We start from the raw sequence: 16,067 nt of genomic DNA, 5'->3' as shown, positions 1-16,067 counted from the left end.
ATCGACAGGGCGAGACCACCTTAAGTAAAGTTGCGGGCACAGAAAGTTAAAGAGTTCCGCAATCGAAGCAATGTGGTGGTCTACACGTGAAGTCGGCGGCATCGGACGCGACGGACAACAGCGCGGAACGGCTCGTTTCCCCGGTCAACTCGCACAACGAGTGGGACCCGCTGGAGGAGGTCGTCGTCGGACGTCTCGACGGCGCGACGATCCCCTCCAGCCATCCCGTCGTGGCCTGCAACATTCCGGCATGGGCGGCGCGGCTGCAGGGGTTCGCCGCCGGCTTCCGGTATCCGGCCCTGCTCGTCGAACCGGCACAGCGGGAACTGGACGAGTTCATCACCCTCCTGCATTCCCTCGGCATCACGGTCACCCGCCCGGACGTCATCGATCACAAGGCGAGTTTCGGCACGCCCGACTGGTCGTCGCACGGCTTCTGCAACGCCTGTCCGCGCGACAGCATGCTCGTGATCGGTGACGAGATCATCGAAACGCCCATGGCATGGCCGTGCCGGTATTTCGAGAACCACGCCTATCGCCCGCTCCTCAAGGACTACTTCCGGCGCGGCGCGCGCTGGACCGCGGCGCCCAGGCCTCAGCTCACCGACGCCCTGTTCGAGGAGGATTACTCACCTCCGGAGGTGGGCGAGCCCCCGCGCTACATCACCACCGAGTTCGAGCCGGTCTTCGACGCGGCGGACTTCGTGCGCGCGGGACGCGACCTGTTCGTCCAGCGGAGCAACGTCACCAACCGCATGGGCATCGACTGGCTGCGCCGCCATCTCGGCCCCGGCTTCCGCATCCACGAGATCGAGAGCCGCTGCCGCACCCCCATGCACATCGACACGACCTTCCTCCCGCTCGCGCCCGGCAAGGTCCTCGTCAACCCCGAGTACGTCGACGTCGACCACCTGCCCGACGTCCTGAGGTCCTGGGACGTCCTGGTCGCCCCCGAGCCCAACCCGATCGACGAGAACGTGCTCAAGGTGACCTCGATGTGCGGCAAGTGGCTCAGCATGAACGTCCTCATGGTCGACGAGAAACGGGTGATCGCGGAGCGGCACCACACCGACATGCTGCGCGCGCTCGAGGGCTGGGGGTTCGAGCCGATCCCCTGCAACCTGCTGCACTACGCACCGTTCGGCGGCTCGTTCCACTGCGCGACCCTCGACGTCCGGCGCCGCGGCACGCTCGAGTCGTACTTCGACTGAACCGTCACGGGCACACACCTCCCCACCTCCGGTCGCCGCCGGGCCGACCCGAGTTGCCGCCGCGACGAAAGTCGCCACATGTGACTGATTACGCCTCAACTCCTGGCTGAACAGGCGCAGTTGAACCTTGAAGGGCACGGGCTAGAGTCGTCTGTCCGAAAGACCGCAAGGCGTTCGACATCGCGACCGATCCGTCTCCGATCCGTCATGCGAAACAGCCAGGAGGTCTCCCGCGCATGCTGCTGAGCCACCTCACGCCCCGCGATCGCCGACTCTTCACCGAGTTCGGGCACGGCCCCGCCGCTAGGCTCCCCCACACCCTCGTCCACGAAGCCTTCCGGCACCGCGCCACGGCCACCCCCCACGCCGTCGCCGCCGAGCACGAGGGCGCGCACCTCACCTACGGCGAGCTGAACCTCCGGGCCGACCGGCTCGCCGCCCGGCTCGTGCGCATGGGCGTGCGGCCCGGCGACCGCGTCGGCCTGTTCGTACGCCGGTCCCTGCCGATGCTGGTCGGGCTGCTCGCCACCCTCAAGGCCGGTGCCGCGTACGTCCCGCAGGACACCGGGCTCACGCCCGCCGCCCAACTGCGGCACGTCCTGCGCACCGCCGGGATCCGGGTGGTCCTCACCCAGGCCCGCCACGCGGACCGGGTGCCGCGGTCCGCGGGCACCGCACGCATCGCCATCGACCAGGAAGACGACACCCCCGACGCCTCCGACGCCCTCGCCGTCGCGCCCCCGCCCTCGCCCGTGCGGCTCGCCCGCGCCGTCCGCCCCGACGACGGCTGCTACGTCCTGTTCACCTCCGGCACCACCGGCACCCCCAACGGCGTCACCGTCACGCACCGCAACGTCTGCAACATCCTGCTCACCGAGCCGGGCGGCCTCGGCATCGGCCCCGGGCGGCGCGTCGCCCAACTCCTCAACGTCGCCTTCGACATGGCCGCCTGGGAGACCCTCGGGGCACTCACACGCGGCGGGACGCTCCTCGTCCGCGGCAAGGACATCGCCGAGACCGCGCGCCGCGCGGACGTCCTCATCGCCACGCCGACCGTCCTCTCCGCCATCGATCCGGCCACGTGCCCGCGCGTGCGGACCGTGGCCGTCGCCGGGGAACCCTGTCCCCGCCCGCTCGCCGACCTGTGGGCCGCCACCCGCACGTTCTACAACTGCTGCGGCCCGACGGAGACCACGATCGTGAACACGATGCGTCAGCACTCCCCGGCCGCGCCGCTGCTCACGATCGGCCGCCCCACCCCCAACAACACCGTCTACGTCCTCGACGAGCACCGCAGGCCGGTCCCCATCGGCCGGACCGGCGAGATGTGGGCGGGCGGCGACTGCGTGTCCGCCGGGTATCTCGGCGATCCCGGCCTGACCCGTGAGCGGTACGCGCCCGATCCGTTCCTCGGCGGCGGCCGCCGCATGTTCCGCACCCGCGACCTGGGCCGCTGGACGGCCGACGGCGAGCTCGAACACCTCGGCAGGACCGACGACCAGGTGAAGATCCGCGGCTTCCGGGTCGAGCCGGACGCGGTCTCCGCCGTCCTGGAGTCCGTGCCCGGCTGCCGCCGCGCGGTCACCGTGCGGCGGGACGCGCGCAATCTGGTCTCCTTCGTCTGTCCGCAGGACGTGGACCCGGAGGCGGCGCGCGGCGCGGTCGCCGCCGCGCTGCCCTACTACTGCGTGCCCGCCGCCGTGTTCCCCCTCGCGGCCCTGCCGGAGACCGACCGGGGCAAGATCGACAAGGGTGCCCTGCTGCGGCTCGCGGAGGGGGCGGTCCGGTGACCGCCTCTCGCACGGCTCCCGCGTCCGCCTCCTCTCCTCCCCCGCCTCACCCGGCCCCGTCCGCGCCCCGCTTCGGCGACGGCGTGGTCCTCCCGCCGCTCACCTCCTGGCCCCGGCGCGTCCTCAAGCACCCGCGCCTCATGCACTACCACCGCCTGGCGGCCCTGGTCGCCGCCGCCAACCTCGTCCTCCTTGGGGTGGCCGGGGGCGTGCCGGACGAGCGGGCGCTCGGACACGCCGCGCTGGCAAACCTCGCGCTCGCCGTCGTCGTCCGCCAGCAGTACGTCATCAACTTCTTCTTCCGGGTGGCCACGGCGGCCCCGGTGACCTGGCCGCTGAAGGTGCGCTGGACGCTCGCGAAGGTGTACCACTTCGGCGGGCTACACGTGGGCGGGGCGCTGGCGGGGACCGCCTGGTTCCTCGCCCTGACGGTCACGCTGACGGCGGGCGGCGGGGCGTTCGCGGTCCTCGCCGTCTCGTACGCGCTGATCGCCCTCCTCGCCGTCCTCGTGGCGACCGCGCTGCCCGCCTTCCGCTCCCGCTTCCACGACCGCTTCGAACGGATCCACCGCTTCGGCGGCTGGGCGGCGCTGGCCCTCTTCTGGGCGCACACCGTGCTGCTCGCCCGCGGGCCCGGCGACGTGGGCATCTGGGTGCTCGCGCTCGTCACCTTCAGCGTGGCCCTGCCGTGGCTGCGGCTGCGCAAGGTCGACGTACGGATCGAACGCCCGTCGTCCCACGTCGCGCTGGCCCGCTTCGACCACGGCGTGACGCCCTTCGCCGGGTCGTCGACGGCCATCAGCCGGAGCCCCCTCAAGGAGTGGCACTCCTTCGCCAACGTCCCCGCGCCCGGCCAGTCCGGCTTCCGCCTCACCATCTCGCGGGCGGGCGACTGGACGGGCTCCTTCATCGACGACGCGCCCTCGCGGGTGTGGGTCAAGGGCATCACCACCGCGGGCGTCGCCAACATCGAGACGCTGTTCCGCAAGGTCGTGTACGTCGCCACGGGCAGCGGCATCGGACCGTGCCTGCCGCACCTGCTCGCCGCCGAGGTGCCCTCGCGCCTGGTGTGGGCGACACGGGACCCGCGTACGACGTACGGGGACGGCCTGGTCGAGGAGATCCTCGCGGTGCAGCCGGACGCGGTCGTCTGGGACACGGGGCGGCACGGCAAGCCCGACATGGTGCGGCTCGCGTACGCCGCGTACGCGGAGTTCGGCGCCGAGGCGGTCATCTGCATCTCCAACAAGAGGCTCACCTGGCAGGTCGTGCACGGCCTGGAACGGCGCGGCATCCCCGCGTACGGAGCGATCTGGGACTCCTGACCCGACCCCCGGCGGCCCACGCCGCCCCGCCGAAAGGACGGCTGATGAACCTCAAGATCGAGCGCGACGGCCGGGTGGTCACGGTGCGCCTGCACCGCCCCGCCGTGCGCAACGCGCTCAGCCACGAGCTGATGACCCAACTCCTCGACGTGCTACGGCCCTTGGACCGCGACCCCGACGTCGGCTGCTTCGTCGTCACCGGCTCGGACAAGGTCTTCGCGGCGGGCGCCGACATCAAGGAGATGGCCGACCGGAGCGCCGCGCAGATGGCGGCGGAGGACTACTTCGCGGGCTGGGAGGAGTTCGCGGCCCTGCGCACGCCGAAGATCGCGGCGGTCAACGGCTATGCGCTGGGCGGCGGTTGCGAACTGGCGATGATGTGCGACCTCGTCGTCGCGGGCGAGTCCGCCGTCTTCGGGCAGCCGGAGATCAAGCTCGGCGTGATCCCCGGCATCGGCGGCACGCAGCGCCTGCCGCGTCTGGTGGGAAAGGCCAAGGCCATGGACCTCGTGCTCACCGGCCGGCCGATGGACGCGACGGAGGCGGAGCGCTGCGGCCTCGTCTCCCGGGTCGTGCCCGACGACCGCGTCCTGGCCGAGGCCACCGAGGCGGCCGAGGCCATCGCCTCCTACGGCCGGGCCGCCGTCCGCGCCGCGCGTGAGGCCGTGGACCAGGCCCTGGAGACGGGACTGCGCGACGGCATCCTCTTCGAACGGCGCGTGTTCCACGGCCTGTTCGCGACCGAGGACCAGCGGGAGGGGATGCGGGCGTTCCTGGAGAAGCGGGAGCCCCGGTTCACGGGCCGGTAGGGGGGCGCCGGTTCACGGGCCGGCGGGGACCGGCGGTTCGCGGGCCGGTAGGGACCGGCGGCATAGCACCGTTCCGGAATCACAATCAAGGGCTTGAAGACAGTCTTCTTCCGGGATACGTTTCCCTGGTCCAGACCAACGGGGGATCGGGAATGCTGTCCTGTTTGGGCTGCAATTCCGGAATGGGGGAGGGGCGTTGCATGTGCGCGTCTGGCCGCAGAGCAGAACAACACTCACCGTCGCGGCGGCTCATCATCTTCGATTTCGACGGCGTCCTGCTCGACACCGAACGCGTCGCCCTTGAGGCATGGGAAGCCGTGCTCGACGAGGCAGGCATCGACTTGCCGGACGGAATACCCACACACCCCGACGGTACGCTCGCGCGCGACTCCATGAACGGGGCGCTCATCTCCGTCCTGGGGCAGGAGAAAGCGCGCGAGTTGTGGGACATGTTCGAGCGCGAGAACCAGCGGCGTGCGGACGAGGAGTCGCCGCCGCCGGCCACACAGTCCTTCCTGGACCGCTGTCTCACCAAGGGGCACCGGCTCGCGGTCGCCTCCAGCAACTCGCACGCCTGGGTGGCGGGCCACCTGGACCGGCTCGGAATGCGGCCGCGCTTCGCGTCGGTGACCTGCGCCGATGGCACCCTCTCTCCGAAACCGGCCCCGGACGTCTATCTCGCGGCCCTGCGGCACAGCGGGTGTCCGCCCCACCGGGCGCTGGCCGTGGAGGACTCCTTCGCCGGTCTCACATCCGCTCACACCGCGGGAATTCCCGCTGTCTGGGTCACCTCTCAGCCCGCCGTGACGCGGCCTCCCGTGCCCTTGACGCATCGCGTCCACGCGCTCGACGAGCTGAATTCTTCTCTCTGAATCTTCTCCCACACTTTCTGCCGCTCTTCAACATTTCCGTCTCTGACGCTTCTTGACGTCTTGACGTTCCCGAGTCCGCCCGCTGCGGCGCAATAGAGGTCATTTCCTTGAATCTCGCCACCGACATGAGAACTCTGGACCACCGCGTGAGCGAACTCGATCCGCTGCGGTTCTCCGAGCACATAGATGACGTACCAGAGCTCAACAGGGCCGCGGACACAGGCGGCCTGGAGCGGCTGGCGCGGACGCTCCTCGACCGCGTCCCCGACACCGTCACCGACGAGGACACGGCCAGTGCCGCCCTGCGCGACCTGGGCTTCGTCCTGGCCTCCCTCGAACGGCACGGCACGGACCACCGGTCCCTGTCCGGCGCCGAGGAGACGCTGCTCAAGCTGGGCGCCCTCGCCGACGAAGTGCCCCGCGACAGCGTCTACACGTACGCCCTGCGCAACCCCGAGGACGCGCTGCGGACCTTCACCGGCATCCCCGAGGAGGTCCTGTTCATCACGGAGGTCCGCAGGGCGGGCATCGCCCTGCGGCCCGCCGTCGACCACCTCATGGCCGCGCTGCCGCTCCCCGTGCACGACCCGCTTCTGGAGGAGCATCTGGCCGCCGCCACCGAGGCGTTCAAGGTGTTCGCGCAGGCCCTGCTGACGGTGAAGCGGAACATCACGCCGGAGGTCTTCTCCACCCGGATGCGGCCCTACTTCCCGCCGATGACGGTGGGCGGCGCCGTGCTGTACGCGCCGGGCGGCGCCCAGATGACACCGCTGCTCGTCGACATGGCGGTGCTCAGGCCGGAGCCCGGTGAGCCCAGGCACGAGTGGTACGGGCAGTACCTCGACGAGAACCTGATCTACCTCCCCGCCGCCTACCGCGCCGCGGGCGACACCATCATGGCGCACCGCCCCTTGCTGCCCCGGCTCCTGGACGAGGCGGCGGGTGACACCACGGCCCCCGTATGGACCCAACTGCGGCTGCTGATGCGGGAGATCCTCCACTTCCGGCTGCCGCACCTCCAGCTCGCCCGCGCCAACATGCGCATCCGCCCGGACGGCTCCCTCGGCAGCGGCGGCTACACCACCGACTCCCTGGACCACCTGGTCGACCTGACCACCGAACGCCACCAGCGGCTGACCGAGGCCTCCGCGGCCGCGCCGCCCCTCGACCACGCCACGGCATAAGGCGAAAGACATGTTCACGTCCTTCACCCCCGGAACCATCCACCACCCACTGACCGCACCGCTCGGCCCCCTCAAGCCCGCGGACGAGACAGCGATCCGCTATCCCACGCGCCTGAACGCCATGGCACTCCAGCCCGGCGCCATCGCGGGCGACCACCACCTGATCTACGACGCGGGCGAACTGGTCTTCTCCGTCGCGCGGTTCCACCGCGTGCGCCTGCGCAGGCTCGCCCCCGGCGAGGGCCTCGCGCTCGACCCGGCCATCGCGCGGCCGGCGCTCGTCGAGCACGCCGCCCGCATCATGTGCGCCACCCTCGGCGTCGGCTGCGACCTGCACGTGAACGTGGACAGCGACCCCCTGCCCGTACACGCGGGCTTCGGCTCCAGCAGCAGCCTGATCGCCGCCGTCGCCACCGCGGTCAACCACCTCTACGGCAACCCCGTGGACCGCGCGGACCTGCTGCCCTTCCTCACCAGCAACCACGGCGAGGAACACACCGAGGGCAGCGACCGGCTCATGCCCGTCCAGTGCATCGGCGGTTCCGCCGCGTCCGGCCTCTACCCCGGCGGTGTGCAGGTCGTCGCGGGCCGCAGCACCGTCGTCCTCACCGCCTCCGTACCGGAAGACCTTTCGCTGGTCATCGGGGTGCCCACCACGCTTCAAGAGCGGTCGACGGACGAGCTGATGGCCGCCGAGATCGGCCAGTTCGACCGCTTCCGCGCGACCGGCGAACGCTGGTCGCCCACCATCGCCTTCCGGATGCTCCACGAGGCCATGCCCGCCGCGCTGCGCGGCGACCTCGGCCCCCTGGGAGACCTCGTCTTCGACTACCGCTTCCGCATGGGATCCATCGAGAACTGCTCCTTCTCCCACCCCGGACTGAGCGAACTCGCCACGCGCCTCGAGCCGTTGAAGGCCGACGGCACGGCGACCGTCCTGGCGCTGTCCTCCGTCGGCCCGGCGTTCTTCGCGCTCACCGCCGACCCGGACACGTGCGCGTCCTTCTTCGCGGAGCACGGCATGCGCGTCATCCGGGCCCTCCCGCACAACGGCACCTACGAAGAGATCGAGCCCACCCGATGACTCTCCCCGCCACCGCGACCGAGCGCGCCGCCGCCTACTGGAACGCCCCGGAGACGGTACGCGACTTCGCCGCCCTCACCGCTCAGCCCTACCTCGTCGAGATCCTCTCCCGGTACGCCGATGACCTCACCGGGCCCGCTCTCGACCTCGGCTGCGGCGGCGGACGCAACACCGTCGCCCTCCTCGAACACGGCTGCACCGTCGTCGCCGTAGACCTGCACGAAGCCATGGTCGAGGCGACCCGCACGGCCACCGAGCGCTTCCCGGACGGCCGGGTCACCGTCCGGCGGGGCGCGGCCGACGCCATCCCCGCCGACGACGACGCCTTCGCCCTCGCCGTCTGCTACGGCGTGCTCCACAACGCTCCCACGCCCGAGCATTTCCGTTCCTGCGTAAGGGAGTTGGCGCGCGTGCTGCGCCCCGGCGCCGTGCTCGCCCTCAACACCTTCACCTCCGACTCCCTCGACCCGCGGCTGCGCCCCGGGGAGTCGGCGGGCCAGTACGTATTGCCGGACGGCGTTCCCATGACGCTGCTGCCCGCCGAGGAGATCCTGGCCGGTCTTGCCGCCGTGGGCCTGCGCCCCGAGGGTGCCGTGCACACCTACGTACGTGATCTCGACGTCGGCCCGCGTGCGGTGCTCCGCTGCGAGCTGCGCCACGACGCGAGCGCCGGCAGCAGCGACAGCCACAGCGGCAGCACCAGCGGCAGCAGTACCAGCAGCGGCAGCGGGGACGTGAGCCGCGATGCCTGACCTGCCCGACGGGTCGACCGAGTGCGACCCGTTCCCCGAGGCCGCGCTGCCCACGGTCGAGCTGGCCGCCGTCCTGGCCGACCGGCTCGCCGAAGTGCCCGACTGGCGGTCGGCGAAGGACCCGGTGCGGCTCGGCTTCGCGATGAGCGAGCCGCACCCCCTCGCCCTGCACGCCGCCGGCATGTTCGCGGCCCGCAACCCCAACAACGTCGGCGTACACACCCGCTTCGGCGACGGCGCCCGCGGCACCCGCCGCCTGGAGCGCGAGGCGGTCCTGGCTCTGGGCGGCCTGATGCGCGCCGACTCCGCCGACGGCTACCTGACCAGCGGCGCCAACGAAGGAACCCTCGCGGGGCTGCGCGTGGGCCGCAACGCCCTGCGGGCCGCGGGCTGCCGCCGGGTGCTCGTCGTCGCCTCCGCCCTCACCCACCACTCCGTGGCCAAGGCCGCCGAGATCCTGGACCTGGACTTCAAGGCGCTGCCCGCCGGGCCCAGTTGGGTCCTTGAACCGGCCGCCCTGGAGGAGGCCTTCGACGCCCTGGAGGCCGACGGCGACGACACCGGCGTCATCGTCGTCTCCACGGCGGGCTACTACAACACCGGCCTCACCGACCCGGTCGACCGCATCAGCGCGCTGCTGGGCCGCCGCACCGACGGGCCGTCCCGGCTGCGGTTCTTCCACCACGTCGACGCCGCGCACGGCGGAATGATCCTGCCCTTCACCGCGCCGGACATCCCCTTCGACTTCCGCAACCGCTTCGTGCACTCCATGGTCCTCGACCCCCACAAGTCGGGCCTGATGCCCTACAGCTGCGGGGTGTTCCTGTGCCGCAAGGGCCTGCTCGGGCACGGGGCGGTCCCGGCTCCGATGTCCGGTTTCGTGGACGAGACGGTCACCGGCTCCCGCTCGGGCGCCACCGCCGCCTCGTTGTGGTCCCTGGTCTTCGGGCTCGCCGCCGAGGGCTACCGCGAGACGTTCCGTGGCTGCCTCGACCTCAGGGAGCGCCTGGCCGACGCCATCCGGGCGGCGGACCCGGACGCGGTGCTGCTGCCCTCGCCCGGGAACACCGTCCTCGTCGTGGGATTCTCCACGGAGGGCGGCCACCTCCCCGGCGAGCTCAGGGAGCACTACCGCCTCGTCGGCAACACCCTGCCCTGGACGGACGCCCAGGGACGCACGACGGACCGCCTGTTCCACCACTTCTACGTCATGCCGCACATGACGCGGAGTCACATCGACGCGTTCGCCGCCGATCTCGTGGCCGCCCTCGCGGCGCCCGTCGTTGAGGCCGGGCGCGCCACGGCCCCGCCGCCCGTGCCCGCCGAGTTGAAGCACCTGCGCGGCAGCAGCGCGTGCCTGCGCCATCTCGTCGTCCACCCGCCGCGGCGACGGAACCCGGACGACTACCCGCACGCCTACTCCTTCCACACCTTCCAGAACCGCGCCGAACTCGGCGAGCAGCTGCGGGTGGAGAGCTGGGGCCCGTCCGCCGCCACGGGCGGCGAACTGCTCGTCTACGCACCCGACTTCGACGCGCCCTTCGCCAACGAGCTGTTCGGCGTCCTGTCGCCCGAGAAGTTCTCGCTGGAGGTCCTGGACCGCAACCAGCAGAAGCTGTCCCTGGTCGGCGCCGCCCACCTCTCCGTCTTCGAGGACGCCGAACAGCGCCCGCACACCCCCGTCCTCCTTGCCAACTTCCACGGCGACGGCCGCTTCCGCTCCGCCGAGTACAAGTACGGGGACCGCTGGCACGCCGACGAGCTCCAAGTGTTCGAGGACTCCCTGGTCGTCAAAGTCGGCAAGGACGCCCGCAGCATCCGCCGCACCGGCGACGACTACTCCTTCTCCATCGACACCTCGCTGGAGCTCAGGGTCACGCTGGCCGACGGCGACGCCCCGCCACGCCTCGACCGGGTGGCCCAGCACGCCGACCCCGCGCTGCCGCGCCGCCGCCACCTGCTGCGCGGCCAGTACCAGCGCTTCCCCAACCGCTTCTTCGACGTCGTCGTGTCGCTCACCGTCGGGCGCGGCTTCACCGGCACGGTCGGCACGGACGACCTCCTGGCCGAGGCGCTGCAGGGCAGCGCGCTGCTCGCGCGCTCCGCCGAGCTGGGCCTTGTGCGGGTGCTGCCGCGGTTCGCGGACGGGCGGCTGCTCACCGGCCTCGAAGCGGTCGAGGGCGACGGCCGGTACGCGATGTCCGTCGGCCTCGGCCTGGGCGCGCGGCTGCGCCAGGAGCTGCCGGGTGTCGACGTCAGCGAACCCGAGAGCCTCGAACCCCGGGCCGTGGTCGCCTGGGCCGAGCGGCTCTACCCCGACGCCCGCCGGCTCCAGCTCGCGGCCGCCGCCGACCGCGACGGCAACCGGCACCCGCACTGGCCCACTGCGGCGAAGGGCGGCACGGCATGAGCACCCTGGCAACGACCGTACTGTGGGCAGTACTTGGCTGGGGCGTCCTCCTCACCGTCCGGGCCGTGGTCACCGCACGCGCGCTCCAGGCCGGGCGCCGGGCGCCCGTCCCCGCACCGGGGGCGGGGGCGCCGCACGTCGCCCTGCTCATTCCCGCGCTGCGGGAACAGGACCTCCTGTCCGAGGTCGTCGGCGCGGTGGCCCGCCTGGACTATCCGCCCGAGCTGCTGCACATCGTCGTGATCACCACCGAGCGCGAGGAGCGCGACCGGCGTCACCACCTCGCCGAACTCCCGGACCTGGAGCGGCGCCTGCTCGCGGCACCCGACGACGAGACCGCCGGGGCGCGGCTGTCCGGCATCGTGCCGTCCGCCCGCGCCCGCGACGTGGCGGCCCGCGTGCGGTCCGCCACCACGCCGTCGCAGGTGCTGCACGACGAGATCGCCGCCACCCCCACCACCAGGGAGGTGGCCTCGGCGCTGCTCCCCGACATCACTGCCCGCCGCTCCGGAACATCCCTGCACCACCTGCACTATGACGAGCCGTCAGGAGCGAAGAGCAGTCAACTGGTGTACGCCGTCGAGCGACTCGGCCACCTGCTGCCCGAGGGCGCCGACCCGTCCCGCACCTACGTCGGCGTCTACGACGCGGACTCCCAGCCGGACCGCACCACCCTCCGCCATCTCGCCCACGAGACCGACAAGGCCGAGCGCGCGGGACACGCCCCGCCCACCCTCGTCCAGCAACTGCCGCTCCAGCTGCGCCGACCGCACGCGGCCCGCACCGGCCTCGCCGACCTGGCGCTGCGCGCCCACGCCGTGGCCGACCTGCGGCGCCGCATGGGCATCGAGGCACACCGGCTGCGGACCAGGGCCCGGCTGCGCGCGCTGCGGCTGCCCGACGGGCTGCGCACGGCCCTGGACCCGGTCGTCTACGGCATCGGCGCGGGCCTGTTCGTCCGGCACGACATGCTCGTGTCCATCGGCATGTACGAGGAGCCGGTCGACGACCTCCTCATCGGCTACAAACTGTCGGCCGCCGGAGAGAGCGCCGTGGTGCTGCCGGTGCACAACCTCGTGGACCGCTACGCCCGCGTCGGCGCGCTCGCGAAGGCGTACAGCCTCGTCGCCCTCGGCAGCGTCGCGGGCTGCCTGCGGCTGCTCCGCGATCCGGCGCTGCGCGCCTACGGGCGGCGCAACACCGTGACGCTCGTCAAGGAGGGCCTGGACACCGTGTGGTGGTTCCTGGGACCGCCCTGCGTGGCCGCCGCCGTCGCGGTGCTGGCCGTGAACGGCGCCCACGGGACGCTCCTGGCGTGGGCCGTCGCGGCCGGTGCGTATATGGTCCTCCATGCCCTGATCAGCATGAGCCTCGCCACCCGCTTCCTGCAGAGCCACGAAGGCGCCCATGAGCGCGCCGAACCGCTGGGGAGCGGCGGGGCGTCCGGACTGCTGGTCCCCCTGGTCCTCCTGCAACCGATCCTGCACTGGCTCGGCCCGCTGCGCCTCGCCGCCGCACGCGCCCTCGGCCCGCTCACCCGCCGCCCGCTCGCCATGGGCAAGACCGAACGCTGACCGGCCTCCAACCCCGCACCACACCCGTACGACACAAAGGATCTCTCCACAGTGAACACCCCCGCCGACGTCCCCGAGCAGCACGCCCCGGGCCCCGACACCCCGGAGATCCGCCTGTCGACCGTGGTGATGGCCCACCCTCGGCGCGCGGCCGCCGCCCGCGAACTGTGCGCCCGCCACCCCGAGCTCGACGCCCGCCTGATCACCGACCCGGACCCGGAAGGGCCGCCCTCCGCCCTGCGCACCGCCCGGCTCGCCTGGCAGTCGGTCGCCCCCGGCGCCACCCACCACCTGGTGCTCCAGGACGACGCGATCCTCGCCCACGACTTCGCCGCACGCGTGCGGGCCCTCATCACCGCCCGGCCCGCCGCGTCGGTGAGCCTGTTCACGGAATGGGGCTCGCGCACCGCCAACGCCGTGCGCGTCGCCGCCCTGCGCGGCCACGCCTGGGCCCCCGTCGTCGACGACTACCTGCCCTCGGTCGCCCTCGTGCTCCCCGCCCGTCTCGCCCTCGGCTTCGAGGAGTACGCCACCGCCAAGGCCACCCAGGAGGACACCGACGACGTCGCGCTCCTCGGCTACCTCGCCGCGACCGGCACCGAGACCGTCGTGCCGGTCGCGGGCCTCGTCGACCACGCCAACCCCGCCAGCCTCGTCGGCAACGACGTGATGGGGCCCCGCAGCGCCGCCTGCTTCCCGAGCACCGCCCCCGCCCTGCCGCAGCGCCCGGAGGAGCTCGTCCGGCTGGACACCGTGCCGTACTTCTGCTGGTGGGAACAGCTCGCCGTCGCCTACATACGCGACGCCTCCGCCCCCGACGGATGGCGGCGCGTCCCGGCCGAGGACGCCCTCCTGGAGCGCGGCATCAGCCGCGAACGCGTCGTCCGGGCCCTGCGCGAGGCACTGGACCACCTGCCGCACCGCGCCTTCGTACACGACCGGATCAGCGACGTGCTGCTCACCGAGATCTGGACGACCGCCTACACCCTGGGCGTGGTGACCCACGAGAGCGGCGGCGCGCCCGACTTCGCCGCGCCCCTGGCCCGTGCCGCGCTCGCCACGCTCGCGCCCGGCGCGCTGCGCCGCGTCGTGCCCGCGGGCTGGCTCGCGGGAGTGGGCGAACTGCTCGCACCGCTGGTGGCCGACGGTGTGGCGCGCGGCGCGGAAGCACGCGCGGGCACGGACTCGGAAGCGAGCGCGGGCACGTGAGCACGCGGCCCCCCGCCATCCGCGTCGACCGCCTCACCAAGACCTTCCGCAGCTGGGAGAGCGCCGAGGGCCGGTCCTGGAAGCGGCCCTTCCAGCGGCGGCGGGCACGGCGCACGGCGGCGCTCAGCGAGGTCAGCATGACCGTCGAGACGGGCGAGTTCATCGGCCTGCTCGGCCAGAACGGCGCCGGCAAGTCCACGCTCATCAAGGCCATGACCGGCCTGCTGCTCCCGGAGTCGGGCACCGCCCGGCTCTACGGCCTGGATCCCTACGCCGATCGCGAGCGGAACGCCCACGCCATGGGCGTCACCTTCGGACAGCGCACCCAACTGTGGTGGGACCTGCCCGCGTACGACTCGTTCACGATCCTGCGCGACATCTACGGCCTGCCCGAGACGGACTTCCGCGCCACGCTGACCGAGCTGAACGACGTGCTGGCCCTGTCGCCCTTCTGGGACACGCCCGTGCGGTTCCTCTCGCTCGGCCAGCGGGTGCGCTGCGACCTGGCGGCGGCGCTCCTGCACCGGCCGCCGCTGCTCTTCCTCGACGAGCCGACCATCGGCCTGGACGTCCTCGTCAAGGACCAAGTGCGCACCCTGCTGGGCACCTTGGCGCGCACCGGTGACCACACGATCGTGCTCACCACCCATGACATGGCGGAGGTGGAGGCGCTGTGCCGACGCCTCGTCGTCATCGACCGGGGCCGCGTCGTCTTCGACGGCGAACGCGGCGAACTCGCCGATGCGGCGCAGCACCGGCGCACGGTCGTGGTGGAGTTCGAGACGCCGCCCGGGCCGCTGAGCATGCGCACCGCCGAGGTCGTGGCCACCGACGGCGCGACCGTGCACCTGCGCCCGCACCCCGGCGCCGGACAGCGCGAGGTCACCGACGAGCTGCTGTCCGCACACGCCGTGCGCTCGGTGGTCTTCGACGGGGCGAAGGTCGAGGACGTCCTGCGCACCCTGTACGCGCGCCCCGAGACCGCCGCCGCGGCCGCCCCTGCGGGAGGCCCGGCATGACCGCTCCGGGGACCACGTCCCGGGGAAGGCCGCGCGCCCACCGCCTTGCGGCTCTTGTGCCGCGTACGGAGTGGGCGTACCGCCCGCGCATCGCGGCGACCGCGTTCATCATCGTCACCCAGGTGTTCCTCTACGTCCTGCTGTGGCGCGCGCTCTACGGCGAGGGCGACGCCACGGTCGCGGGCATGGACGTCACCCAGGCCGTGACGTACTCCGTCCTCGCCACCCTGATGGGCACCGGCCGCGTCATCATGGAGGGGGCGTCCCAGGAGACCGCGCAGAGCAAGATCCGGGACGGCTCTGTGGTGTTCTGGTTCACCCGGCCCGTCTCCGCCCGCCGCTACTGCGCCTGGCGGGGCCTCGGCGAGAGCCTCTACGCCACGACCTGGCTGCTCTCGGGCCTGGCCATCGGCCTGGCGACGGGCCTGGTCGGCGCGCCGCCCTCGGCCGCCGCCACTGCGGTCGCCGCCGTCTCGTACGCGCTGGGCCAGGGCGTCTTCTACCACCTGGCGCTCCTGGTGGACCTGACCAGCTTCTGGACCATCACCAGCTTCGGCGTCAACCGCCTCGCGGCCTTCGCGCAGACACTGCTGTCCGGCGCGCTGATCCCGCTGTGGTTCTTCCCCTCGTGGTTCACCGCTGTCTCCGATCACCTGCCGTTCTCCGCGACCGTGCACGTGCCCGTCTCGCTCTACACGGGCCGCATCGCGGCCGCCGACGCCTTGCCCCACCTGCTCGAACAGGCCGCCTGGTGCCTCCTGTTGGCGGCCGTCGGCCGCCTGGTGTGGCGCCGCGCGGCGCGCCGCCTCCTCGTCCTGGGTGGTTGAT

General features: G+C 72.4%; 13 protein-coding genes. All 13 read left to right on the top strand.

Annotated elements, in window-relative coordinates; translation table 11 throughout:
• The first annotated feature begins 86 nt into the window (after nucleotides 1-86).
• The 13 genes from AC0KTA_RS34150 to AC0KTA_RS34090 all read left to right on the top strand — a co-directional run bounded on the left by AC0KTA_RS34150 (nucleotide 87) and on the right by AC0KTA_RS34090 (nucleotide 16,066).
• Nucleotides 87-1,211, top strand: coding sequence for an amidinotransferase (locus AC0KTA_RS34150; RefSeq protein WP_481052053.1), 1,125 nt, complete (start codon nucleotides 87-89; stop codon nucleotides 1,209-1,211).
• 236 nt (nucleotides 1,212-1,447) lie between these two features.
• Nucleotides 1,448-3,001, top strand: coding sequence for an amino acid adenylation domain-containing protein (locus tag AC0KTA_RS34145; RefSeq protein WP_481052052.1), 1,554 nt, complete (start codon nucleotides 1,448-1,450; stop codon nucleotides 2,999-3,001).
• Nucleotides 2,998-4,326 carry a ferredoxin reductase domain-containing protein gene (locus tag AC0KTA_RS34140; protein ID WP_481052051.1) on the top strand — a complete coding sequence of 443 codons (1,329 nt, stop codon included), beginning with the start codon at nucleotides 2,998-3,000 and terminating at the stop codon, nucleotides 4,324-4,326. Before AC0KTA_RS34145 ends, AC0KTA_RS34140 begins: the two co-directional genes overlap by 4 nt.
• A 41-nt stretch (nucleotides 4,327-4,367) precedes the next feature.
• Nucleotides 4,368-5,135: an enoyl-CoA hydratase-related protein gene (locus tag AC0KTA_RS34135; protein WP_481056663.1), complete on the top strand. Its 768-nt coding sequence runs from the start codon at nucleotides 4,368-4,370 to the stop codon at nucleotides 5,133-5,135.
• A gap of 200 nt (nucleotides 5,136-5,335) precedes the next feature.
• Nucleotides 5,336-6,007, top strand: coding sequence for an HAD family hydrolase (locus AC0KTA_RS34130; protein ID WP_481052050.1), 672 nt, complete (start codon nucleotides 5,336-5,338; stop codon nucleotides 6,005-6,007).
• Between the two features lie 125 nt (nucleotides 6,008-6,132).
• The gene (locus AC0KTA_RS34125) at nucleotides 6,133-7,191 is read left to right on the top strand and encodes a monodechloroaminopyrrolnitrin synthase PrnB family protein (protein ID WP_481052049.1); all 1,059 of its coding nucleotides are present in this window, start codon (nucleotides 6,133-6,135) and stop codon (nucleotides 7,189-7,191) included.
• 10 nt (nucleotides 7,192-7,201) lie between these two features.
• Nucleotides 7,202-8,275, top strand: coding sequence for a GHMP family kinase ATP-binding protein (locus AC0KTA_RS34120; protein WP_481052048.1), 1,074 nt, complete (start codon nucleotides 7,202-7,204; stop codon nucleotides 8,273-8,275).
• Nucleotides 8,272-9,027 carry a class I SAM-dependent methyltransferase gene (locus tag AC0KTA_RS34115; protein ID WP_481052047.1) on the top strand — a complete coding sequence of 252 codons (756 nt, stop codon included), beginning with the start codon at nucleotides 8,272-8,274 and terminating at the stop codon, nucleotides 9,025-9,027. The genes AC0KTA_RS34120 and AC0KTA_RS34115 overlap by 4 nt, the downstream gene beginning before the upstream one ends.
• Nucleotides 9,020-11,437, top strand: a complete 2,418-nt coding sequence (locus AC0KTA_RS34110; RefSeq protein WP_481052046.1) for a pyridoxal-dependent decarboxylase — start codon at nucleotides 9,020-9,022, stop codon at nucleotides 11,435-11,437. The genes AC0KTA_RS34115 and AC0KTA_RS34110 overlap by 8 nt, the downstream gene beginning before the upstream one ends.
• Nucleotides 11,434-13,011, top strand: coding sequence for a hypothetical protein (locus AC0KTA_RS34105; protein WP_481052045.1), 1,578 nt, complete (start codon nucleotides 11,434-11,436; stop codon nucleotides 13,009-13,011). Before AC0KTA_RS34110 ends, AC0KTA_RS34105 begins: the two co-directional genes overlap by 4 nt.
• 51 nt (nucleotides 13,012-13,062) lie before the next feature.
• Complete coding sequence (locus tag AC0KTA_RS34100; protein WP_481052044.1) at nucleotides 13,063-14,220, top strand: hypothetical protein; 1,158 nt, start codon at nucleotides 13,063-13,065, stop codon at nucleotides 14,218-14,220.
• The gene (locus tag AC0KTA_RS34095; RefSeq protein ID WP_481052043.1) at nucleotides 14,217-15,239 is read left to right on the top strand and encodes an ABC transporter ATP-binding protein; all 1,023 of its coding nucleotides are present in this window, start codon (nucleotides 14,217-14,219) and stop codon (nucleotides 15,237-15,239) included. Before AC0KTA_RS34100 ends, AC0KTA_RS34095 begins: the two co-directional genes overlap by 4 nt.
• Nucleotides 15,236-16,066, top strand: coding sequence for an ABC transporter permease (locus tag AC0KTA_RS34090; protein WP_481052042.1), 831 nt, complete (start codon nucleotides 15,236-15,238; stop codon nucleotides 16,064-16,066). The genes AC0KTA_RS34095 and AC0KTA_RS34090 overlap by 4 nt, the downstream gene beginning before the upstream one ends.
• The last annotated feature ends 1 nt before the right edge of the window (nucleotide 16,067 follow it).

The sequence above is a fragment of the Streptomyces sp. Y309 genome (genome assembly GCF_056712025.1).
Note: the sequence above shows the minus strand (reverse complement) of the source record. Positions and strands in the feature narration are given on the sequence as shown.